Origin of the sequence: Pseudomonas hamedanensis (assembly GCF_014268595.2) — a bacterium.
GTDB classification, from domain to species: domain Bacteria; phylum Pseudomonadota; class Gammaproteobacteria; order Pseudomonadales; family Pseudomonadaceae; genus Aquipseudomonas; species Aquipseudomonas hamedanensis.
This window is the reverse complement of sequence record NZ_CP077091.1, coordinates 380,559-401,881: the sequence shown is the minus strand read 5'-3', so window position 1 is coordinate 401,881 and position 21,323 is coordinate 380,559. Positions and strand designations below refer to the sequence as shown.

General features: G+C 60.6%; 19 protein-coding genes. 10 read left to right on the top strand and 9 right to left on the bottom strand.

The window, feature by feature from the left end; all coding sequences use genetic code 11:
* Window positions 1-48 precede the first annotated feature (48 nt).
* Window positions 49-2,577 (bottom strand): TonB-dependent receptor, encoded by a 2,529-nt coding sequence (locus HU739_RS01740; RefSeq protein WP_186552500.1) that lies wholly within the window; start codon window positions 2,575-2,577, stop codon window positions 49-51.
* A 403-nt stretch (window positions 2,578-2,980) separates the two neighbouring features.
* On the opposite strand from HU739_RS01740, the gene HU739_RS01735 reads away from it, so the two are divergent.
* Window positions 2,981-3,895, top strand: a complete 915-nt coding sequence (locus HU739_RS01735) for a GGDEF domain-containing protein (RefSeq protein WP_186552499.1) — start codon at window positions 2,981-2,983, stop codon at window positions 3,893-3,895.
* A gap of 8 nt (window positions 3,896-3,903) precedes the next feature.
* Entirely contained in the window at window positions 3,904-4,941 is a 1,038-nt protein-coding gene (locus tag HU739_RS01730; RefSeq protein ID WP_186552498.1) for an AraC family transcriptional regulator, read from the top strand.
* A gap of 17 nt (window positions 4,942-4,958) precedes the next feature.
* Here HU739_RS01730 and HU739_RS01725 read toward each other — a convergent pair whose 3' ends face one another.
* The gene (locus HU739_RS01725) at window positions 4,959-5,516 is read right to left on the bottom strand and encodes a YceI family protein (protein WP_186552497.1); all 558 of its coding nucleotides are present in this window, start codon (window positions 5,514-5,516) and stop codon (window positions 4,959-4,961) included.
* 68 nt (window positions 5,517-5,584) lie between these two features.
* The gene (locus tag HU739_RS01720) at window positions 5,585-6,943 is read right to left on the bottom strand and encodes an MATE family efflux transporter (RefSeq protein WP_186552496.1); all 1,359 of its coding nucleotides are present in this window, start codon (window positions 6,941-6,943) and stop codon (window positions 5,585-5,587) included.
* A gap of 198 nt (window positions 6,944-7,141) precedes the next feature.
* On the opposite strand from HU739_RS01720, the gene HU739_RS01715 reads away from it, so the two are divergent.
* The 3 genes from HU739_RS01715 to HU739_RS01705 all read left to right on the top strand — a co-directional run bounded on the left by HU739_RS01715 (window position 7,142) and on the right by HU739_RS01705 (window position 10,036).
* Complete coding sequence (locus HU739_RS01715; protein WP_186552495.1) at window positions 7,142-7,711, top strand: chorismate mutase; 570 nt, start codon at window positions 7,142-7,144, stop codon at window positions 7,709-7,711.
* Between the two features lie 125 nt (window positions 7,712-7,836).
* On the top strand, window positions 7,837-8,238 hold the full coding sequence (locus HU739_RS01710; protein WP_217844297.1) for a hypothetical protein: 402 nt from the start codon (window positions 7,837-7,839) through the stop codon (window positions 8,236-8,238).
* 154 nt (window positions 8,239-8,392) lie between these two features.
* A complete protein-coding gene (locus tag HU739_RS01705) occupies window positions 8,393-10,036 on the top strand; it encodes a sensor domain-containing diguanylate cyclase (RefSeq protein ID WP_186552570.1) in 1,644 nt (547 codons plus the stop codon).
* A 46-nt stretch (window positions 10,037-10,082) separates the two neighbouring features.
* Here HU739_RS01705 and HU739_RS01700 read toward each other — a convergent pair whose 3' ends face one another.
* Together HU739_RS01700 and HU739_RS01695 are read right to left on the bottom strand one after the other, a co-directional pair.
* Window positions 10,083-10,463 carry a c-type cytochrome gene (locus tag HU739_RS01700; RefSeq protein ID WP_186552569.1) on the bottom strand — a complete coding sequence of 127 codons (381 nt, stop codon included), beginning with the start codon at window positions 10,461-10,463 and terminating at the stop codon, window positions 10,083-10,085.
* A 35-nt stretch (window positions 10,464-10,498) separates the two neighbouring features.
* Window positions 10,499-11,830 (bottom strand): aminotransferase-like domain-containing protein, encoded by a 1,332-nt coding sequence (locus HU739_RS01695; protein WP_186552568.1) that lies wholly within the window; start codon window positions 11,828-11,830, stop codon window positions 10,499-10,501.
* An 89-nt stretch (window positions 11,831-11,919) separates the two neighbouring features.
* Here HU739_RS01695 and HU739_RS01690 point away from each other — a divergent pair, with 89 nt between their 5' ends.
* Window positions 11,920-12,813 carry a DMT family transporter gene (locus tag HU739_RS01690; RefSeq protein ID WP_186552567.1) on the top strand — a complete coding sequence of 298 codons (894 nt, stop codon included), beginning with the start codon at window positions 11,920-11,922 and terminating at the stop codon, window positions 12,811-12,813.
* On the opposite strand, the gene HU739_RS01685 is transcribed toward HU739_RS01690, so the two are convergent.
* Window positions 12,810-13,631, bottom strand: a complete 822-nt coding sequence (locus tag HU739_RS01685) for an AraC family transcriptional regulator (protein ID WP_186552566.1) — start codon at window positions 13,629-13,631, stop codon at window positions 12,810-12,812. The two genes, HU739_RS01690 and HU739_RS01685, sit on opposite strands and share 4 nt — an antisense overlap.
* Before the next feature lie 132 nt (window positions 13,632-13,763).
* On the opposite strand from HU739_RS01685, the gene HU739_RS01680 reads away from it, so the two are divergent.
* Both HU739_RS01680 and HU739_RS01675 read left to right on the top strand, forming a co-directional pair.
* Window positions 13,764-14,282, top strand: coding sequence for a carboxymuconolactone decarboxylase family protein (locus HU739_RS01680; protein ID WP_186552565.1), 519 nt, complete (start codon window positions 13,764-13,766; stop codon window positions 14,280-14,282).
* A gap of 192 nt (window positions 14,283-14,474) precedes the next feature.
* A complete protein-coding gene (locus HU739_RS01675; protein WP_186552571.1) occupies window positions 14,475-16,706 on the top strand; it encodes a response regulator in 2,232 nt (743 codons plus the stop codon).
* Here the strand turns inward: HU739_RS01675 and HU739_RS01670 are convergent.
* Window positions 16,674-18,119, bottom strand: a complete 1,446-nt coding sequence (locus HU739_RS01670) for a SulP family inorganic anion transporter (RefSeq protein WP_186552564.1) — start codon at window positions 18,117-18,119, stop codon at window positions 16,674-16,676. The genes HU739_RS01675 and HU739_RS01670 overlap by 33 nt on opposite strands.
* A gap of 160 nt (window positions 18,120-18,279) precedes the next feature.
* Here HU739_RS01670 and HU739_RS01665 point away from each other — a divergent pair, with 160 nt between their 5' ends.
* Together HU739_RS01665 and HU739_RS01660 are read left to right on the top strand one after the other, a co-directional pair.
* On the top strand, window positions 18,280-18,582 hold the full coding sequence (locus tag HU739_RS01665) for a DUF7693 family protein (protein WP_186552563.1): 303 nt from the start codon (window positions 18,280-18,282) through the stop codon (window positions 18,580-18,582).
* 92 nt (window positions 18,583-18,674) lie between these two features.
* Window positions 18,675-19,220, top strand: coding sequence for a hypothetical protein (locus HU739_RS01660; protein ID WP_186552562.1), 546 nt, complete (start codon window positions 18,675-18,677; stop codon window positions 19,218-19,220).
* A gap of 39 nt (window positions 19,221-19,259) precedes the next feature.
* Here the strand turns inward: HU739_RS01660 and HU739_RS01655 are convergent, their stop codons facing one another.
* Window positions 19,260-19,895: a hypothetical protein gene (locus HU739_RS01655; protein WP_186552561.1), complete on the bottom strand. Its 636-nt coding sequence runs from the start codon at window positions 19,893-19,895 to the stop codon at window positions 19,260-19,262.
* A gap of 293 nt (window positions 19,896-20,188) precedes the next feature.
* Window positions 20,189-21,139 carry an IS110 family transposase gene (locus HU739_RS01650; protein WP_186552637.1) on the bottom strand — a complete coding sequence of 317 codons (951 nt, stop codon included), beginning with the start codon at window positions 21,137-21,139 and terminating at the stop codon, window positions 20,189-20,191.
* Window positions 21,140-21,323: the final 184 nt, after the last annotated feature.

The window sequence follows — 21,323 nt, the reverse complement described above, 5'->3', positions numbered from 1 at the left end:
TCCTTGTCGTGCGTGGATAGACGGCGGCACCCGGCCGCCAGCCGAGGCTTAAAAATGAGTGAAGGTCAGGCCGAGCTTGTAGGTCGGGCCGTATTCTTCGTACTGACCGTTGTAGGAGCGGTGGCCGGTGTAGACGAAATACGACTCGTCGGTGAGGTTCTGCGCCTCGAAGCTCAACTGCAGATTTTTTGTCAGCGAATAACGCGCGCTGAAATCGACGAAGGTCTGCGCATCAACATGCAGGTCATGGTCTTTGTCATCGATCGACGCCAGCTCATAGAGGTAAGCGGATTTGTAATTGGCCGACAGGCGCAGGCTGACCTTGTCCTTTTCCCAACCGAGCATCAGGTTGCCGACGGTGTCGGACTGGCTCGGCAGATCGATGCTACGTTTGCGCTGAGTGCCTCTGGCAGTATCGAAGCCTTCGATGTCGGCACTGGAGCGGCTGAACGTGGTGTTCGCGCCCAGCAACAGGCCGTCCCACGGCGCCGGCAACCAGTCGAATTTTTGCGAATAGGCCAGCTCCAGGCCGTAGAGTTTGGCGCTGTCGCCGTTGGCGAAGGTGTGCGCTTCGGAGAAATTGGTCCAGGCACCGGTGCCGGCAAGGTCGGTGTTGTAGACGAAGTTTTCGATGTCCTTGTAGAACACGAACGCCGAGACCGTACCGGCGCGGCCCATGAAATGTTCGATGCCCAGATCGAGGTTGCTCGACTCCAGCGGTTTCAGATCGGGGTTGCCGAACGTCGCTTCATCGTCGTCAATGACAAACCCTGGCGCCAGTTGGCCGAAGGTCGGGCGCACCACGGTCTTGGTCCAGGCCGCGCGCACCTGGGTGTTTTTGTCCAGTTGATAACGCGCATGCAAGCCCGGCAGCCAATGGTGATAACGACGCTGAGTCTTGGTGGCCTCGAAGTCGCCATCGGTGGCGCCAGTGCCTTTGGCTTCGAATTCGGTGCCCTCGTAACGCAGGCCGGCGATGAAGCGCCAGTCATCGATGTCGATCGTGTTCATCAGGTAACCGGCGTTGATGTCCTCGCTCATCTTGAAATCGTTGACCGTCGATTCGGTCTGGTCGTAGAAATCCGCACGGTTCAGCCCGCCGATGAGGTTCTTGATCGCGCTGCCACTGATCCCCGGTCCGAACTGACCCAGGCGATAATCCACCGAACCTTTGGCGAAACGATCGAGGTTGAGCTGCGCGTCATTGAAGCCGAGGTCGTCAAAGTCCTCATAGACCCAGGCGTCGAGGTCGTTGTCCTTGTTGCGCCGGCTGACCTTGCCGCCGAATTTGACCTGCGAGGCATAGCCGCTCAGGTCGTAGTCGCGGGCCAGGTCCAGGCGCAGGTTTTTCTCGGTGTCGGTGGTGTTCTGCTTTTCCCAGTCGACCTTGTCGAGGCTGAACTGACTGGCGTTGTAGAAGTTCTGGCCAATGATCGGGCGCGGTTTGTCGTTGCTGTAGAAGCCGCTGTCGGAAAAGTCATCAATGCCTTTGAACGCGGCATTGGCGATGTGCCCTGGGCTGTCTTCGCTGGAGCGGCTGTAGCCGGCCTGACCGCTGAGGGTCCAGAGGCCAAGCAGGCGTTCGCCGCCGAGCACGTAGGACTGGATTTGCTGGGTTTCCTCGCGCTGCTTGAGCTTGCGACTGCCTTCGGCATCGCCGAGCACACCGGCCACCTGAGGCTCGACGAACTCAATAGCGGTCGAGTTACGGGTTTCGCTGTCCTTGTAGCGGCTGTACAGCGTGCGCAGGTAATAGCTGCTGAGGTCGTCAGGTTTGTAATCGAAATTGACACCTGCGCCGGTGCGTTCGCGGCTGATGTCGTAGTCGCGCTGTTCAAACTCTTCAAGTTGCGCACCGCGCTGGAAATCCCAGGCGCCGCCGGTTTCGACGTTGTCCGAACCGAAGTCGCGCTTCTGCCAGCTCAATGCAGCCGCGACGCCAAAGTTGTCGATGCCATCGCCAAGGCTGAACCGGTTACTGACCGCACCGGAAAATTTCGGGCTGGTCTGATGCGTGTTCTTGTCGTAGCTGGCTTCGGTGCCGCCGGTGTAGAACAAGCCTTTGTGATCGAACGCCGAAAGGCTTTTGACATCCACCGTGCCGCCCAGGGAGTTGGCGTCCATGTCCGGGGTGAGCGTCTTGATCACCGACAGCGACTGCACCAGCTCCGACGGCAACACGTCCAATGCCACGGCACGGCGTTCGCTTTCCGGTGACGGCACCAGTGTGCCGTTGATGGTCACGCTGTTCAGATCCGGTCCCAGGCCGCGCACGCTGACGAAACGCCCTTCGCCCTGATCGCGCTCGACGCTGATGCCGGGCAAGCGTTGCGCCGCTTCGGCAACGTTTTCATCCGGCAGCTGCGCGACGCCATCAGCGTGCACCACGCTTTCGATGCTGTCGGAACGCCGCTGTTGCTTGAGCGCCGAGTCGATACTGGCAGCCTGACCCACCACTTCAACATGCTCGACATTGGCGCTGGCATCGGCGGCGTAAAGCCGCTCGCTGGTCATCGCCATGGCCAAGGCGGTCAGGGTGAAACTGAAGAGCCCGACGGTGCCGCTGCGCTGGTACATGTGTGTCCCCCAAAAGAGTCCGGTCCGGCCAGGCAAGTGGCCCGGCAACTGGAGGGGCACGCTAGGGGCGGCGCGTGACGCTTCTGTGACAGGATTGACGGGCGAGCCGTTTAAGTCGGGGTTTTGCAGGATCTGGCCGGCAGAATGAGCTGAAATGACCTCCCCCACCCGGCACTTGAACCTGTGGTACCGAGCTTGCTGGTGAAGGCCGCGGCACCTGCAGCCTGATCGGCCGCAGACACCGTGCCTTCGCGAGCAAGCGCGCTCCCACAAGGTCGGCGCTGTTTTTTCAGAAATCCCCTGCACAACGATGAGCTGATCCGACCCGCAGCCGCTGTCACCCTACTGTCACAAGCATCTGCTGTGCTGGCGCGCATTGCTTCTTCGCCACAGGATCGCGGCCATGTTCTCAGTGCTCAAACCCCACCGTTGGAAACTTGCGGCACTGCTGGTGGCGGCCAATCTCGGTCTGCTCCTGCATCTGGCCTGCGGAGAACTCAAGCCGATCAGCGAATGGGTCTGGCTCGATATCGTCGGCGAAGGCGGCTCGGCGCTGCTCGCCCTGATCTGGCTGGCGCTGGTGCTTAAAAGCCGACCGGCCGGGCGCGTAACCAATTATCTGGTGCTGGGCCTGAGCGGCATTTTCTTTTCCTGGTGGATCGACAGCCTCGACGAATTCATCCGCTTGCCCGACAGCATCACCTGGGACCACTGGCTGGAATCCGGACCGATGCCCGTGGGGATGGTGTTGCTGACCCTGGGCATTTATCACTGGCATCGCGAGCAACTGGCGATCAGCGCGCAGATGGAAAAACGCGAACGGTTGTTCCGCGAACACCGGCTGTTCGACAAACTCACCCCTCTGGGCAGCGCCGACTACCTCAAGCGCCAACTGGCCGATAGCCTCGTGGAGAGCGTCGCGCAGCAGCAGCCGCTGTCGTTGCTGGTGCTGGATCTGGACAACTTCGCTGCCATCAACCAGGCCTACGGGCACGCCGAGGGCGATGCGGTGCTGCAAGCGTTGAGTCATTTGTTACTGCTCAACCTGCGCCATCAGGATTTGCTCTGTCGGCTGGCCGGCGACCGCTTTGTGGTGTTGCTGCCCAACACGGGCGAACGCCAGGCGCAGGCGATGGCGCAGGAACTGCAACAGGCCGTGCAAGCGTTGGCACACAAGACGCGCCAGCATGGCGAGCGGCTGCAACTGTCGGCCTGCACCGCCGCGGTCATGGCGTTGGAGGAGACGCCCGAGGCGCTGCTCAAGCGTCTGAACCTGGCGCTGGCCCGAGCCAAATCGCCCCTGGCGAAAAGCGCTTGAGGCCGACCATGACCGTCAAGACCACGTGGTACGAAGCCGACAGCCGTTTCATTCCCGGGCATTACCAACCCGCCACCCTGATCGACCTGGCCCTGTCCCGGGATATCGACAGCCACCGTCTGTTGCGCGGCACCGGGCTGTTCCATGAGGACATTCTGGCCGGCCAGACCCGTTTGAGTCCGCAGCAGTTTCTCGGGTTGATCGGCAACAGCCGGCGCTTGCTCAATGCCGACGACAGTAGTTTTCTGTTCGGCCAGCGCTTGCTGCCCGGACACTACGGCGCAGCCAGTCACGCCTTGCGCCACGCGCAAAATTTGCATCAGGCCCTCGACACGCTGATCCAGCAACAGGCGTTGCTGAGCCCGTTGATGACCCCGCGACTGTTACTCGATGAACGCTTCGCCTACATCTACTGGCTGGACAGCTGCGGTGCCGGCGAGCAATGGCGCTTCCTGCTCGAAGCGGGCATGACCTCGCTGGTGGCCATGAGTCAGTGGCTCAGCGGGCAGCGTCTGCCGTGGGAATGCAGCTTCAGCCACGCAGAACCGCGTTACGTTGAACAGTACTGGGTGCATCTGGGCGAACAGACCCGGTTCGAACGGCCGCTGGACCTGATGCGTATCCCCCGGGAATACCTCGCTCGCCCCTGGCCGGGTGCCTCGGCGACGGCGGGCCAGGTCGCACGCCAGGACGCGCTGCGCGAGATCGAACATCTGGGGTTCGCCGCCAGTTTCACCGATTGTCTCTACGCCCACCTGCAAGACCATGTGCGCCAACCGCCGAGCCTGGAACAAGCCGCTCAGCATTTTTCCATGAGCGCTGCGACTCTCAAGCGCAAACTGCATAAACACGACACCGGGTTCCAGCAACAGGTGGACCGGGTGCGCAAACATGTGGCGCTCTACCTGTATCAGGTCAAAGGCATGAGCAACGAAGAGGTCGCCGACTACCTGCGTTTTACCGATGCCGCGAACTTCCGACGTTCGTTCAAGCGCTGGACAGGCAGCACGCCCAATCTGATTCGCCAATTACTCGGCGGGCACTGAAGACGCCAATCACGTCTTCACTGTTGTGGCGCCACCACCCTGAACTTGATCGCGATGTCCTTGGACACCACGCTGTCCGCCCACTCCCCGGCACCGAGGCCGAACTCGTCGCGTTTGAGGATCAGTTCACCGTCGAAAATGCCGACGGCGTTGTCCGGCTTCAGCTCCACCGGCACATCAACCTCGCGCGTGATGCCCTTGAGGGTGAGCTGGCCAGCGATCCGGTAACGGTTCTCGCCCACCGGTGTAAATCGGCTGGATTCAAACACGGCCACCGGGAATTTACCTGTGTCGAACCAGGCCGGTTTCACCAGCTCGGTATTGGCGTCCTCGCTGCCGGCATCGATGCTGCCCAGATCGATGTGCAAGGTGGTGCGGGCGTTGGCGGGGTTGTCGGTGTTGAAGTCCAGCGTCGCCTCGAACTTGCTGAAGGTGCCGTACATCCGCGAGCCCATCTGGTTGTAGGTGAAACTGATCTGACTGGCGCTGGTATTGACCCGGGTGTATTCGGCGGCCTGCGCGGCGGCCGTGGCACAGAAGGAAATCACGGCAACCAGCAGCAATCGCAGCGACATGGAATTCTCCGGACGCCCGTCGCGGGCCTTGGATGACTTAAGCAAACAACCCGCCGTTACGCCAGCGCCTACACTAACCGCTCGATTTTCTGGTGTTGCCACACCCTTTTGTAGTACAGGGTCTGCAACGCCAGCATGCCGAGATACGCCACCGGGAACGCCATCCACACCCCCTGCAAACCAAACTGTCCGTCGAGCCAGTACGCCGCCGGCAACTGCACGCCGACCACACAGAAGATCGCAATGGCCACTGGCACCAGTACCGTGCCGCTGGCGCGCATGATCCCGCCGACGATTGCCTGGAACCCGAACACCAACAGACTCCACAGCATGATGTGCAGCAGGTGCTCGGCCATCGCCCGGGTCGAGTCCTCCGTCAGGAACAAACCCAGCAACCAGTGCGACAGCAGATACCCGAGCACGATCAGGCTGCCGGTCAGGCACACGTTTATCCAGAGCCCGGTGCGCAGAATCGGCCCCATGCGCTCCAGACGCCCGGCGCCGATGGCTTGGGCGCCGAGGATCGACGCGGTGATCGCAATCGACAACGCCGGAAACTGCACATAGTTGACGATCTGGGTCACCGCGCCATAAGCCGCCGTCGCCTGTGAGCCGTGCTGGTTGACCAGTGCCAGAATCACCAGCTCCGATAACGACAGCACGATCATCTGCACACCGGTCGGCAAACCGATACGCAGGACCTTGCCGAGAATCACCCGGTCCAGTCGCAAGGCAGCAAAGAACTCACGATCCGGCGCCAGCGGATGGCCCTTGCGGAGCAGGCGCCACGCAAGCCACGCCATGGCCGCGAGATTCCCGGCCAGCCCGGCATACGCCGCACTTTGGATGCCCAGTTGCGGCAAGCCGAACCCGCCGCGAATCAGTGCCGGCGTCAGCGCCAGCCCCACGGCCGTCGATACGATCAACGCCAGCAACGGCGACAGCGTGTCGCTGACACCGCGCAGCAATTGCGTGAACAGCACAAACACCAGCAGCGACGGCAGGATCCACAACATGACGCGGGCATAGCTCACCGCATCGTCGAGTACATCCGCCGGAGTCCCCAACCCCGTGAGCGCCTGCCGCGCAAACAGGGTTCCCAGCACTGCGGCAACCAGGCCGATCAACACACCCAACAGCAGTGTCGCGCCGGCGATCGCCTTGACCCTATGCGTTTCCCGCGCGCCCCACGCCTGACCGATCAACACACCCGCGCCAGCGCCGAGGCCGATGACCAGGGCAATGAAGAAAAACACGATGGGGAACATGCCGGACACTGCCGCCAGCGCCTGGGTACCGAGCATCTGGCCGATATAAATGCTGTTGACCGTGCCGGACATCGATTGCAGAAAATTCGACAGCACCATCGGCGCCAGAAAAAGCAGATAGGTTTGCCAGAGGGGCTTTGGGAAGGTGGCACTTTGCATTGGCTGGAGGTCCATCTCGACGGCGGAAGGCCTGATTGACGATAGCTTCGGTGAGTTGCGTGCCGGGTGCAATCAACATTTCCAATCCCTGTTGATTGTCTGTTTTGGCATTTGTGTAAATACCGGGCATTGCTTTGTGGCAGTGTGCAGCTGTGGTAAAGCACGGCTTTTCAACAGTTATTTATTGAGGCTCGAATCATGCGCAACGCTGTCAATGTTTTGCTAGGCACCCTCCTCGCTCTATGCGCCGCCTGCACCCAGGCAGCCGCACCTTCAGCGGCGCCTGATTCATTGAAGCCATTACTGTCCACCCTGAATGAACGCCTGAACATCGGCGACCTCGTTGCCCTGACCAAATGGGACAGCGGCAAGCCGATCCAGGACAGCCCACGTGAGGCACAGGTGATTGCCAATGCCAGAACGCTGGCTGCCGAACACAGCCTTGACCCGGACGACATCGCGCAGTTGATCGCCGCGCAAATGGAGGCGAACAAACTGGTGCAGTACGGTTTACTCGCACGCTGGCAAGCGGCAGGCGCTGCACCGGACACGCCGCGCCCGGATCTCGCCGCGCAGATTCGCCCGCGTCTGGATGAATTGCAAAAGCGTCTGTTAGCGCAATACGCCGGGTTCGCGCCCCATCGGCAGGATCCCGATTGCCCGGCCTGGCTGACCAATGTTCGCAGCGGTATGACCACGGATGCGCTGCATGAACTGGCGCTCATTCGTGCCAGCGGAGAGCTGTGCATCCGGCCGAAACCCCTCTGATTCGCGGGTTTGGGTAAACATCATCGGCGTCGATGTTCATCATCACGTCAATGAAGTTCTCATAAAAATTGCGCGGCGTAACATCGGCTCCAGACAAACCAACAACACCTCTGGAGCACACGATCATGAAACGCCAAACCCTTCTCAGCATCGCTTTATCGGTTTTCGCAGTTAACGCTTTTGCCGCCACCCCGACACAGACTCTGGTCGCAGAAGGCGGCTCGGACAAGTTGATTGAAAGCCGTTTGGCTGAAGGGGGTTCGGATCGTCTGATCGAACGCCGCATTGCCGAAGGTGGCTCCGATCGCCTGATCGAACGCCGCGTTGCCGAAGGTGGCTCCGATCGTCTGATCGAACGCCGCGTTGCCGAAGGTGGCTCCGATCGTCTGATCGAACGCCGCGTTGCCGAAGGTGGCTCCGATCGTCTGATCGAACGCCGCGTTGCCGAAGGTGGCTCCGATCGTCTGATCGAACGCCGCGTTGCCGAAAGTGGCTCCGATCGTCTGATCGAACGCCGCGTTGCCTGAAGCAAACGCTCGACCGCAGCACCCATGAAAAAGCCCGGCCTGATCAGCCGGGCTTTTTTATTCCAGTGTCGTTTCTATGAACCCGTTCGCTGGTGGCCTGTCGTCGATGTCGCATACCATGGCGCCACTTTTATAAAAACAGACCCCGCCCGCCATGTTCAAAGCCAGTCTGCGCAGCCATCTCACCCTATGGTTCGCCGGTTTATCCCTGCTGACGCTGTTGAGCGTGGGCTTTTATGTCGGTCATATCGCCACCGAACAAATGAAACAGGCCAGCGGCAATGCGCTGCTGAACACCGCGCGGGCGGCGGCGACGTTATTGGGCGAACAACTGCGCGAACGCCAGTTGGAGGTTTACCTGCTTAGCCGCGCACCGCATCTGGAACGTGGCGACCTGGACAACCCGGAAATTCTCGAGTCGATGCAACTGCGCTCGCAGGCGCGCACCGAATATGCCTGGATGGGTGTGGCTGATGCCGACGGCAAGGTGCATCAAGCGGTCAACGATTTGCTGGTCGGACAGTCGGTCCAGCAACGTCCATGGTTCCAGGTCGGGTTGCGCCGGCAATACACCGGCGATCCCCACGAAGCCGTGCTGCTGGCCAAATTGCTGCCGGGTCTGCCCAATGGCGAACCGCTGCGCTTCATCGATTTCGCCGCGCCGATCCATAACGGCGCGGGGCAGATCATCGGTGTGCTGGGCGCCCATGCGCACTGGAGCTGGGTAACCCGGATTGTCGAATCGGCGGCGTTCTCTCATAAAAACTCGGCGCCGGATATCCAGGCACTGATCATCGACCACGACGGCAAGGTGCTGTACCCCGAAGCGCTGATGGGCCAACAACTGGCGGTCAACGATGCGGCGGCGCCGGGCTGGTCGGCGGGGCATGGCTACCTGACCAGTATGGTCACTGTGCCGACGCCGTCGGGTACCGCGTTGTCGTGGTCGATCGCCATCCGCCAGCCATTGGAGACGGCCCTGCAACCGGCGCGGCTGCTGCTGTATGAGCTGTTGCTGCTGGGCGTGTCTGCCGCGGTGGTTTTTGCTCTGGTGGCTTATTACCTGGCGCTGCACCTGAGTCGACCGATCGAGCAACTCGCGCGCGCGGCCAAACAGGTGCAGAACAACCAGACCGGTGCACGTTTCCAGCTCCAGCATCCGGTGCGGGAAATCGCCCAGTTGGGCCAGTCCATCGATGCCATGACCCAATCGCTGCTTGGCAAGGAACGCGAGTTGCAAGAGGCCAATGCCTCACTGGAAGCCACCGTGGCGCAACGCACCGCGGCGCTGACCCAGGCCAACGCCGAACTGCTGAGCCTGGCGACCCACGACGGTTTGACCGGCGTATACAACCGCCGCCGCTTCGACGAAAAAATCAGCGAGTACGTGCTGCTCTCGCGGCGAACGGGGCGCCCCTTCGCCCTGTTGCTGATCGACGCCGACCACTTCAAACGCATCAATGACACTTACGGCCATGCCATCGGTGACGAGGTGCTGCAACAGTTGGCGCAATTGATTCAGAGCAGCGTGCGCACGACCGATTTCGTTGCGCGATACGGTGGCGAAGAGTTTGCCGTGCTGTTGCCGGAAATCGCTCAGCCCGACACCCCAGAGGTGGTCGCCGAGAAAATTCGTGCGGCAGTTGCCCAAGCGCAGTTTCCCGGCGTCGGGCAGGTCACGGTAAGCATCGGTCTGGGCCTGGCGGACCCGGCGGATAACACCCACACGGCATTGATCAAACGGGTCGATCAGCAGTTGTATCAGGCCAAGGCTGCGGGGCGTAATCAGGTGGCGTGATCAACATTACGCCACACCGCCGGACGGTTCAGTACTTGAGCCGGGTTCATGGAGCGGTTGTTTGGAACGTCTGAAGATACGCCAACAGGTTGTTGAGCTTCTCCTTATCGCTAAGCCCCCAGAAAATCATCCGCGTGCCCGGAACCACGCCTTTCGGGTCTTTGAGATACGCCGTCAGCGTCTCGTGGTTCCAAGTGATGCCCGAGTTTTTCATCGCATCGGAGTAGACGTAGTTCGCCGACGTCCCGGCAACGCGGCCGAAGATGCCATTGAGCTGCGGACCGAATCCGGAGCGCGCGGATTCGCCGACCTGATGGCAGCCGCCGCACAGGCGCGGAAAGATTTTCGCGCCGGCCTCGGGATCGCCTGCGGCATGAGCGCTGGCGCTGAAGATCAGGGCCAGCGCCAGTAATGCAGTGTTTTTCATAGAACGTTCCAGACTGTTTGTGACGTCGGCGCAGTTTACAGGTAAGCGCCGATAATCCGTCTGACAGTGGTCAACGCCTCGCGCAACACCACCATGTCCACCGAACCCAGCGCCAGACGAATCGCATGCGGTACGTGGGACGACACGGAAAACGGTTCGGCGTTGGTCACCGAAATCTGTTGCTGCATCAACTCGACAACGATGTGATCGGCGCGCACGTCTTCCGGCAGTGGCAGCCACAAGAAGTACGACGCCGCGTGGGCAATGTACGGCAACCCTTTGAGCACCTCGGCGGCCAACGCCTGGCGAGCCTTGGCATCGTGGCGTTTCTGCTCTTCGAGTGCCGTGACGGTGCCGTCGTCGAGCCAGCCGCAGGCCAGCGCAGTCATCACTCCAGGCGTGTTCCAGGTCGTGGCGCGAATGACGCGTTCCAACGCCGGCACTTTGTCCAAAGGCGCTGCAATGAAGCCGACCCGCAGGCCGGTGGCAATGCTTTTCGACAGGCCGCTGACGTAGACCGTGCGCTCCGCCGCCAGATCGATCAACGCGCGCGGCGGGTCTTGCACCAGGAACGCGTAGGCCGCGTCTTCGATGATCGTCAGATCATGCCGGCGGGCGATCGCCACCAATTGCTCGCGCTGTGCCAAAGGCATCACCCAGCCCAACGGATTGTGCAGCGTCGGCATGCTATATACCGCGCGCACGGCACGGCTGCGACACAGTTCCTCCAGCGCTTGCAGGTCCGGGCCGTGCGCAGCCGCCGGAATCGCAACCACTTCCAGGTGCAACGCTTCGGCGAGGACCTTGAACCCGGAATAGGTCAGCGCATCCGCAGCAATCACATCGCCGGGTTTGAGCAGGCCCATCAGCGCCACGGCCAGCCCCTGTTGGGCGCCATTGACGATCAATATTTGCCCGGCCTCCACCGTTACGCCGCCGGCCAACAAATGACGCGCCACCGAGGCGCGCTCGTGCGTGCGTCCGGCATGGGGCTGATAGCGCAACAGCGCTTCGAGATCCCCGGACAAGGCCAATTGGCGCAACGCGCTGCGTAACAGCTCGGCCTGCCCGGGTAACGATGGGTAGTTGAAATTCAGATCGATCATGCCGACCGCCACGTCTTTCTGGTCGATACCCTGCCCCGGTGTCAGCGAGGTTTCGCGGACAAATGTGCCGCGCCCGGTCTCACCGCTGACCAGCCCCATGGCCTCAAGCTCGGCGTACACGCGCGAAGCCGTAACCAAGGCCAGACCCTCTTCAGAGGCCAGTTGCCGATGGGTCGGCAGCCGGGTGCCGGGCGCCAGGCGACCGCCACGAATGTCGGCGGCAAAGCGGTCAACCAGAGCCTTGTAGCGGGAACGGCGCATAGCGAGGCGTATCCATGACAATTTTTTGATTGTGCTGATTCTCAGGCCCAGGATAGCGGCAATGCAACCCACCTTAGAGTGCGAACCGTATGGAACGATTGTCGAACCCGAGCCACCCGGCGCTGGAAAAAAGCCGTGGCTGGATCAACGGCTTTATCGGCGTGCTGATTTTCAGCGGCTCACTGCCGGCCACACGGCTGGCGGTGCTGGAGTTCGATCCGGTGTTTCTCACCGTCCTGCGCGCCGCCATTGCTGGCGCAGTGGCCGTGGCGCTGTTGTGGCTGTTGCGCGAGCGGCGACCGGCGCCTGATCAGTGGTTGTCATTGTTCATTGTGGCGATGGGCGTCGTACTCGGCTTTCCGTTGCTGACGGCGCTGGCGCTGCAACACGTCACGTCGGCGCATTCGATTGTGTTTGTCGGATTGCTGCCGCTGGCCACGGCGATTTTCGCCGTGTTGCGGGGCGGCGAACGTCCGCGCCCGGTGTTCTGGATGTTCTCTCTTTTGGGCAGCGCACTAGTGGTCGGCTTCGCGCTGGCACAAGGCGTGAGCGCGCAGCCGACCGGCGACTTGCTGATGCTTGCCGCGATTCTGGCCTGTGGGCTGGGGTATGCCGAGGGCGCGAAACTGTCGCGAACCCTCGGCGGCTGGCAGGTGATCTGCTGGGCCTTGGTGCTGGCGCTGCCGCCCATGGCACTGTCGAGTCTGTGGCTGGCACCCGCCTCGTTCGGCCAGATCAGCATCTCGGCGTGGGTATGTCTGGCCTACGTGTCGCTGTTCAGCATGCTGATCGGTTTTGTGTTCTGGTATCGCGGCCTGGCCCAGGGCGGGATCGCGGCGGTCGGACAGTTGCAACTGTTGCAACCGTTTTTCGGTTTGGCGCTGGCGGCGACGCTGCTGCATGAGTCAGTCAGCACGGGCATGCTTGCCGTGACGCTGGGAGTAATTCTGTGCGTGGCCGGGGCGAAAAAGTTTGCCCGCTAGCGTTCAGCTTCGGCCTGCCACTGCCGAGGACTGACCCCGGTCTTGCGGCGAAACGCCCGGGCCAGCGCTGACGGACTTTCATAGCCGACTTCAGCGGCAATCAGCGCAATCGGTGTGCCTTCGCGCAGACGTTTCTGCGCGAGGCTGACCCGCCAGCTCAGCAGATAGTCCGCCGGGGTCTGCCCGACGATCCGGCGAAAGTATTCGGCAAACCCGGCCCGGGACAAATTCGCAGCGCTCGCCAGATCGGCCACGCTCCACGGTTTTTCCGGTTCGTCGTGGATCAGGTTCAAGGCGCGCGACACGCGTGGATCGGCCAGACCCGCCATCATTCCCGGTGGCTGGTCACGGCTGCCGATGAGATGGCGCAACAGCAGAATCACCAACAGTTCGAACAATCGATCCATCACCGCCACCCGCCCGCAATGGCCTTCGAACGCTTCGTTGAACAGCCATTGGAGGGTGCTGCCCAGTTCGGGAATCTGCGTGAGTTTCAACACCATGTAATCCGGCAGCGCCGCCGCCAGCGCATTGCCCGAGCCGCCGTCAAACGTCAGCGTCGCGCAGACCACCTGAGTGGCCATGGCTTCGTCGGCGAACATGCGATGGGTAAACGGCCGGGGAAAGAAAATCAGCGAAGGCTCGTCCAGGCGGATTTCGCGCTCGTTGCCCGGCTTGAGCAGCAACGCCCCGGCTTGCAGCACGTGCACATGCCCGACGGACTCGCCCTCATGCACACTGACGCCGCAAAACGCGCCGCTGTGAAAGGTGCCGGCATGCACGCCGAAATGGCGGAGCAAGGTCGAAAGGCGATCCATAGGCAACTCCACTGTGCATATCTGGACGATCTGCCGCATATCCTCGACGATTTGCCGCCAAAGCGCTACCGGCATTCCCTAACATCCTCTCCATGCCCGGCGCACTTCGCCCCGGAGTTTCGGAGAATCACCATGAGCCGCATCACCGCTATCAACCTCGAAACCGCCACCGACGCCACCCGCCCTGTGCTCGAAGGCGTGAAGAGAAAAATCGGCTTTCTGCCGAATCTGTTCGCCACCCTCGCCAACGCGCCGGTCGCCCTCGACACTTATGTGCAAGCCTCGGCGTTGCTGGGCAAGTCCTCGCTCAGCGCCCAGGAAAAAGAAGCGGTGTATCTGGCCACTTCGCAAGTCAACGGTTGCGATTACTGCCTGGCCGCGCACACCCTGTTTGCCGGCAAGGCAGGGCTGTCGGCGCAAGACATCGCCGCGGCGCGTCAGGGAGAACTGAATGCCTACGCCGCGCTCGCGCAACAGCTGACGCACAGCCGCGGCCACTTGAGCGATGGGCAGATCGCTGCCGCCCGTGCCGCCGGTATTGATGACCGCAAGATCATCGAAGTGATTGCTTTGGTGGCGGTGCAGACGCTGACCAACTACCTGAACAACACTGCGCTGACCGACATTGATTTTCCGCCCATCGACGCCTGATCAACACTGAAAAAAACCAGGGGTGAAGGAATTTCCCCTTCACCCTTGGCTTTTTCTCCCGCCAGCACCCATGCCATGATGCGCATGAACCCGAACAAGGCGTGCTGCAAGGAAGTGTCCGTGGTGCTGAAACCAAACAGCACCGGCCACGGTCTTTGTTCACATGCAGACGTTACGAAAGACACCGATCCCATGACCGACTGGTTGCAAGACAACGGCAAGATGGCCGAGCAGATTCGGCGACACGACTGGGCGAATACGCCCCTCGGCCCGTTGGAACACTGGCCCGATGTCCTCAAAACCACTGTCTCGCTCAGCCTTGCCTCGCACTTTCCCCAGGCCATCGTCTGGGGCCCGGAACTGATCACCCTGTTCAACGACGCCTTCGTGCCGATTCTCGGCAACAAGCCTCACGCGCTTGGCCGCCCGTTCAGCGATATCTGGAAAGAAGCCTGGAGCGAAATCAGTCCGATTGCCGACGCGGCGTTCGCCGGCCAGGCCACCTACATTGAAAACTTCGCCCTGATGATCGAACGCGGCAGCGGCCCGGAGCAGGCGTATTTCACCTTTTGCTACAGCCCGGTTCGTGACCCCTTCGGCAAGGTGGTCGGCATGATCGACACCGTCACCGAAACCACCCAGACGGTGTTTCTCAATCAGCGTCTGGCCGTGCTCGATGCGATCGGCAACGCCGTGACCAACGCCACTGACGCGCAAGCCATTCTTGCCGCCAGCACGCGGCTGATGGTCGAGCACCTCCGTCTATCCAACTGCGCCTACGCCGATATGGACGCCGATGAAGATGGCTTCACCATTCGCGGCGACTGCCCGGCGCCGGGCTCGCCGAGCATCGTCGGCCACTATCGATTGCGAGATTTTGGCGAGAAAGCCGTCAGCCTGTTGCGCGCCGGTGAACCGCTGGTCATTCATGACAACCGCAGCGAATTGCCCCCTGAAGAAGCGGCGGCGTTCCAGACTATCGGCATCGCCGCGACCATTTGTGTGCCGTTGCTTAAACAGGGTCGCCTGACCGCGTTGATGGCGATCCACGACAAAGTACCGCGGGTCTGGTCAGACTTCGAGCAGGCGCTGTTGAGCGAAGTGACCGAGCGTTGCTGGGCGCACATCGAACGTGTGCGCGCTGATGCCAACGTGCGCGAAGGCCTGCTGGCGCTGGCCGAACTCAATGCCACGCTGGAGCAACGGGTCGAAGAGCGCAGCTTGCGCCTGGCCCACGCGGAATCGGCGTTGCGCCAGTCGCAAAAACTCGAAGCCATCGGCCAACTGACCGGTGGCGTGGCGCATGACTTCAACAACCTGTTGACGATCATTCGCTCCTCGGTAGATTTCCTGCGCCAGCCCAACCTGTCCGAAGAACGCCGTCAGCGTTATATGCGCGCGGTTTCCGATACGGTCGAGCGCGCGTCCAAGCTGACCAGCCAGTTACTCGCCTTCGCCCGACGCCAGCCGCTCAATCCACAAGTCGTGGATGCCTGCGAGCGCCTGGCGAACATTGGCGAAATGCTTGAATCGGTCACCGGTGCGCAAATTCATGTCTGCGTCGAGCGGCCTGATCATCCCTGCTATATCCGCGTCGATTTGAGCCAGTTCGAAACAGCGCTGATCAATATCGCCCTCAACGCCCGCGACGCCATGCAGGGGCAAGGCCTGCTCAAACTGCGTCTTGAGTGCCACAAACCGCTGCCACCGATCCGCGGCCATGCCGGCTCCGGCAGCCCGTTCGTGTCGATTGCCCTGGCGGATACCGGTGGCGGCATCGACCCGAAAACCCTCGAACATATTTTCGAACCGTTTTTCACCACCAAGGATGTCGGCAAAGGCACGGGGCTGGGGCTGTCGCAGGTCTTCGGGTTCGCCAAGCAATCGGGCGGCAACGTCGACGTGTCCAGCGTGATCGGTCAAGGCACCGAATTCACTCTGTACCTGCCGGAAGTGCTGGCGGTGGAACTGGAAGCAGACGATGCGGCGGATGACGACCTGCCCCATCCAGCGCCTGTTCAGCGGCGGGTGCTGGTGGTCGAGGACAACCTGGACGTCGGCCGGTTTGCCAATCAGATTCTTCAGGACCTGGGTTATGAAACGGCGTGGGCGACCAACGCCGAAGAGGCCTTGCGCCTGGCCGGAGCCGATGCCATGGCGTTCGACGCGGTGTTTTCCGATGTGGTCATGCCGGGCATCACCGGCGTCGCCCTGGCCCGCGAACTGCGCCAGCGCCGCCCCGATCTGCCGGTGATTCTGACGTCCGGCTACAGCGAAGAACTGGCACGCAGCGGTTACGAAGGTTTCGAGTTTCTCGCCAAGCCCTACTCCGCCGAACAGGTCTCGCGGATTCTCGGCAAGACCTGGCTCAAGGAAGCGGCCGCCGCGCCGTCAGTCGTGGTCGACGCCAGCGCGCTTGAGTAACTTCTTGCAACGCTCCGACAGATGAAACACCTGTAAGTGCTTGCCGGCCTTGGCGTACCGCTCACGCAGGGTTTTCAGCGCGGCAATCGCCGAGTAATCGACAAAGCTCAAATGCCGGCAATCGAGGGTGACTTTGGCCGGATCGTTGGCCGGATCGAACCGGTTGAGAAACGGCGTGGTCGAGGCGAAGAACAGCGTGCCGTGCAGGCGATAGAGTTTGCTGCCATCGGCTTCCAGATGTTCATCGGCGTACAGCTCGCGCGCCTGCTGCCAGGCGAAATTGAGCGCGGCGATGATGATCCCGCACAGCACCGCCGTGGCCAGATCGGTGAACACCGTGATTGTGGTCACGGCGACAATCACCAGCACATCGTTGAGCGGCACCTTGTTGATCACCCGCAGCGAAGCCCAGGCGAAAGTCTGCTGCGAGACCACGAACATCACCCCCACCAGCGCCGCCAGCGGAATACGCTCGATCAGCGGTGACAGAAACAGGATAAACAGCAGAATCAGCACCCCCGCCACCACGCCGGACAAACGCCCGCGGCCACCGGAACTGAGGTTGATCACGGTCTGGCCGATCATCGCGCAACCGCCCATGCCGCCGAACGCACCCGAGACCATGTTCGCCGCGCCCAGCGCCACGCATTCACGATCCGGGTAGCCACGGGTTTCGGTAATTTCATCGGTGAGGTTGAGGGTCAGCAGGGTTTCCAGCAGGCCGACCAGCGCCATCAGAATCGCGTACGGCGCGATGATGCGCAGGGTCTCGAGGTTCCACGGGATGTCCGGCAAAGCGAAGGTCGGCAGGCCACCAGCAATGTGCGCCATGTCACCGAGGGTGCGGGTCGGCAGGTCGAACAGGTAGACCAGCAGGCCGACGCCAAGGATCGCCACCAGTGCCGGCGGCACCGCGCGGGTCAGGCGCGGCAGCACATAAACGATGGCCATGGTCAGCAGCACCAGCCCGGTCATCAGGTACAACGGTGTGCCGCTGAGCCAGTGTTCGCCGCTTTTGAAGTGTTCCAGTTGCGCCAGGGCAATAATGATCGCCAGGCCGTTGACGAAGCCGAGCATCACCGGGTGCGGCACCATGCGCACCAGTTTGCCCAAGCGCAGCAGCCCGAACGCCACCATGATCAAACCGCCCAGCAACACCGTCGCCAGCAGATATTGCACCCCGTGCTGCACCACCAGCGCAACGATCACCACCGCCATCGAACCGGCCGCACCGGAGACCATCCCCGGCCGGCCGCCAAACAGTGCGGTGAGCGTACAAATGATGAAAGCGCCATACAGGCCCATCAGCGGATTGAGGTGCGCCACCAGCGCAAATGCAATGCATTCGGGCAACAGGGCAAACGAGGTGGTGAGTCCGGCCAGGACATCGGCGCGCAGACGAATCGGTTTCATGGCTTACCTGATGTGCGCGGCCGCCGGGCGCGGCCGCGGATGTTCGCAAAAAAGAGGGAGGCGAATGTTACGGAATTGTTCGGCCTCGGGCCAGTGATACGCTGACAGTCGCGGACTCGGACCGTATCCTTGCCTGTCCCTGTATGCAAAGAGTTAGAGCATGTCCGCGTTTCTAAGCGCCCGAGAAGTCTGCCAGCGCCTGCGAGAAGCCGCGCTGGGCGTGCTTGAGCTCACCGTGGATCAGGCTCCCCGCGAGGCAGGGAGAGTCGTGATCGATATCGACGGCTGGCACCTGATTGTGGATTTTGAGGGTGAACAGCTTCATCACTGCGAATACGCACGCAGTTCAGACGGGCGCGAGGGTGCGCTCGACGTCTGGCAACGTTACGGCACGGATCCGGTGAATTGGCTCAGTACCTGGGAATTGGCGCAGCTAGAAAAACGATTGGCCGAGCGGGTTTGATCCGTTTCGCGGTCATTGGGAAAAGGCTGTTGCCCGATAGTGGCACTCTGCCCATAATTCGCCCCCCCTACATTTCCGCGCAAGGAACTGCCGTGAAAAAGTCTCTGCTGTTGATCCCCATGTTGGCGCTGCTGCTGCAAGGGTGTGGCATGACCATGACCCGCTACGAGCCGAGTTATGAAAACGTTCAGAAGCTCAAGCAGACCCCGCCCCTGCATGCAATCAGCAATCCTCAGGTAACGGCCGAATCCGGCGAAGGTTCGCTGGTGGTTCGCGCCAACCCGGTCCGCTCGCCGTCCGGCAGCATCCCGGCACACATTCAGGACGCCATCACCGAAGAACTGCGCAAGGCCGGTCTGCTGGACCCACTGGCTCAGCGGCAATTGAAAGTACTGGTGGTGAAAAACCAACTGTCCGCAGGCATGGGCACAGGCGACGGCAAACTTGCCGCGCGTTTCACGCTGCTCAACGGTAACGAAGTTATCTACGACGCCACCAAAGAGGTCAGCAGCCAGTGGAGCAGCAGCTTCTTCGGTTTCATTGCGATCCCGAACGCGGTCAACGCCTACAATCCGCTGGTGCGTGATCTGCTGAAAGCGCTATACAGCGACCCGCAATTCATCCAGGCGCTGAAGTAACAGAAAAAAAAAGAGCCGCAATCGCGGCTCTTTTCTGCTTCAGGCCCGCGGGGTTCGGGTCTGCAGTGCCGAGTATTTCAGGTTGTTGTTATCAACCATTTGCTTAAGCAATGCATTGACCTGGCGCGTGAATGTGTCATTCACCGCGTCTTTCGGCGTGTTGGCCATCAGTGGAATAAACCAGATACCGACCCAGGTGCCGATTGCGTCGTGATTGCTGGCAGAAGTCAGTGTCTGACCGTGCCCGTCGAGCGTTTCGAGGCTCATGGTGTATTGATCAGTGCCGTATGCCGGAATAATCATCATGCTGAAACCGCTGATGAACGCCAGCACCATCGAGCCGGCATTCGGCGGATGGTTGTACATTTTCAGGCGCAGACTGTAGTCGCCCGGTTGTTTCTGGAACTCATCCAGAGTGACACGGCCGAACAGGCCTGAGTCGGTAAGCACTTTCTGCAGTTGAGGCTTGAGCTGATCGCGCGCTTGCGGCATTTCCACAGCAGACGCACTGTTCGGCTCGCCCTGATAGAAGTCGAAATCGACGTAGACGTTTGGCTTGTTGGCATAGTTGGCCATCGACGGCAGTGTCACCGGCGCCACTTCGTCTTTGGTGAAACTGGCACAACCGCCAAGCGCAAGAACCAGCCCCAGCGCCAGTATTTTCCCGAATTGCATGATGTCCGTCCCTTATGTGCAATGCCAAATGATGGCAATACGCCTCCACCGCGAAGGCGCAGCGGATTCTAGAGAGCGCGACACCGCATGAACAGTGCAAACAAGAAAATATTTGGCAATTCGCGGTGTGCACAGCCGAAGCCACGACCGCTGGTGCGCAATTTGGCACACGTCTCAATATTCACGACGCAGACACCCACTCGAGACGCCGCAAGCATTGCGATTCTTCAGCCATTGGCGCTGGTTTGAGTGTTGAACACCGCCATCCCCTGTGGGAGATTCTATGGTTGTCATCAAGCCATAACTCCCCCTTTCGATTGGTATTCGCTCTGGTTTTTCATCAGGGCGAACGCTATTCGAGCAAGTTTACGGCCGAGCATCACCAGCACCTGTGTAGTCGCTTTTCCGCAACTGAGATGATGGTTGTAGAACTCTTTCCAGGCATTTGATCGGCAGGCTGACATGGCGGCGTTATGCAGTAATCGACGTACCTCCGAGCATCCTCGCTTGGTTAAATATCTACGGCCATTTTTTTGACCCGAGTCACTCACTCTCAGGTCCATGCCTAAGAACGCTATATAAGAGTCCCCGCTGGTAAAGTCGCCTCGGTTGTATGCCATGACCAAAGCAGTTGCAGTTAGAAAACCTATACCTTCGATGGCTTGGCATCTGGCAACCTCTTCCAGCAAACCAGCTTCGCGCAAGACTTCCTTGAGTTTTTTCTGAACAAGTAAATCCAGCCGTTCTATAGACTTTATGAAAGTTGCGAACACGCCTTTCAAACTGGCGTCATTTGCCCAGCTCTGGGTCAGGCTGGTTTTGGCCCGTATCAGCGAAGCTCTGCGTCGTAGAAGGCTTTGCAGCTTGCCGTAGACTGCCGGAGGTGGGGTCCAAGGTCGCAGATCCTCACCTTCGTTTTTTAAAAAACGGGCGAGAAGACGGGCGTCAGATGCGTCCGTTTTACTGCGACCACCGATACTTTTACGATAATTACTTAGTTGAAAACCGTCGATGATGTAGACGTCGTGACCTGACTCATGAGCCAACTCAACCAAGTCGACGTGATAAATATTTGTCGCCTCAACAGCTATCGCAGTGGGCCCCGCCAATGTTTTAAGCCAGCGCTTTATGGCCAGCTTTTCATTGGTTATCGAGGTGAGCAGATCTGGATCTGCTAAATAAATAACGAGTTCAGCTTTGGCGACGTCCACGCCCACGATTGCCTTCGACACGCGCATTGCCACTGGCACTTCTCCACGCTAAGGTTTTACAGCTTGTAGGGGTTTCACCCAGAGGCGCAGGCTTGTTTCTATCGTCGCTTGAACGAAGCATTCTCTATCGGCGCTTTTGGTGGAAGGGGTGGGGCGAGGTCTCCCACGGTCTGTACTGTTACAGCAGTCAGATGCGAACTGTTCGTCCCACCACCCC

Excerpts from the sequence above, each read along its gene's own strand:
- HU739_RS01655 (WP_186552561.1), bottom strand. The coding sequence starts at position 19,895 with ATGCAATTCGGGAAAATACTGGCGCTGGGGCTGGTTCTTGCGCTTGGC.
- HU739_RS01710 (WP_217844297.1), top strand. The coding sequence starts at position 7,837 with ATGAAACGCCAAACCCTTCTCAGCATCGCTTTATCGGTTTTCGCAGTT.
- HU739_RS01730 (WP_186552498.1), top strand. The coding sequence starts at position 3,904 with ATGACCGTCAAGACCACGTGGTACGAAGCCGACAGCCGTTTCATTCCC.
- HU739_RS01735 (WP_186552499.1), top strand. The coding sequence starts at position 2,981 with ATGTTCTCAGTGCTCAAACCCCACCGTTGGAAACTTGCGGCACTGCTG.
- HU739_RS01720 (WP_186552496.1), bottom strand. The coding sequence starts at position 6,943 with ATGCAAAGTGCCACCTTCCCAAAGCCCCTCTGGCAAACCTATCTGCTT.
- HU739_RS01690 (WP_186552567.1), top strand. The coding sequence starts at position 11,920 with ATGGAACGATTGTCGAACCCGAGCCACCCGGCGCTGGAAAAAAGCCGT.
- HU739_RS01725 (WP_186552497.1), bottom strand. The coding sequence starts at position 5,516 with ATGTCGCTGCGATTGCTGCTGGTTGCCGTGATTTCCTTCTGTGCCACG.
- HU739_RS01665 (WP_186552563.1), top strand. The coding sequence starts at position 18,280 with ATGTCCGCGTTTCTAAGCGCCCGAGAAGTCTGCCAGCGCCTGCGAGAA.
- HU739_RS01685 (WP_186552566.1), bottom strand. The coding sequence starts at position 13,631 with ATGGATCGCCTTTCGACCTTGCTCCGCCATTTCGGCGTGCATGCCGGC.
- HU739_RS01700 (WP_186552569.1), bottom strand. The coding sequence starts at position 10,463 with ATGAAAAACACTGCATTACTGGCGCTGGCCCTGATCTTCAGCGCCAGC.
- HU739_RS01705 (WP_186552570.1), top strand. The coding sequence starts at position 8,393 with ATGTTCAAAGCCAGTCTGCGCAGCCATCTCACCCTATGGTTCGCCGGT.
- HU739_RS01680 (WP_186552565.1), top strand. The coding sequence starts at position 13,764 with ATGAGCCGCATCACCGCTATCAACCTCGAAACCGCCACCGACGCCACC.
- HU739_RS01675 (WP_186552571.1), top strand. The coding sequence starts at position 14,475 with ATGACCGACTGGTTGCAAGACAACGGCAAGATGGCCGAGCAGATTCGG.
- HU739_RS01715 (WP_186552495.1), top strand. The coding sequence starts at position 7,142 with ATGCGCAACGCTGTCAATGTTTTGCTAGGCACCCTCCTCGCTCTATGC.
- HU739_RS01695 (WP_186552568.1), bottom strand. The coding sequence starts at position 11,830 with ATGCGCCGTTCCCGCTACAAGGCTCTGGTTGACCGCTTTGCCGCCGAC.
- HU739_RS01670 (WP_186552564.1), bottom strand. The coding sequence starts at position 18,119 with ATGAAACCGATTCGTCTGCGCGCCGATGTCCTGGCCGGACTCACCACC.
- HU739_RS01740 (WP_186552500.1), bottom strand. The coding sequence starts at position 2,577 with ATGTACCAGCGCAGCGGCACCGTCGGGCTCTTCAGTTTCACCCTGACC.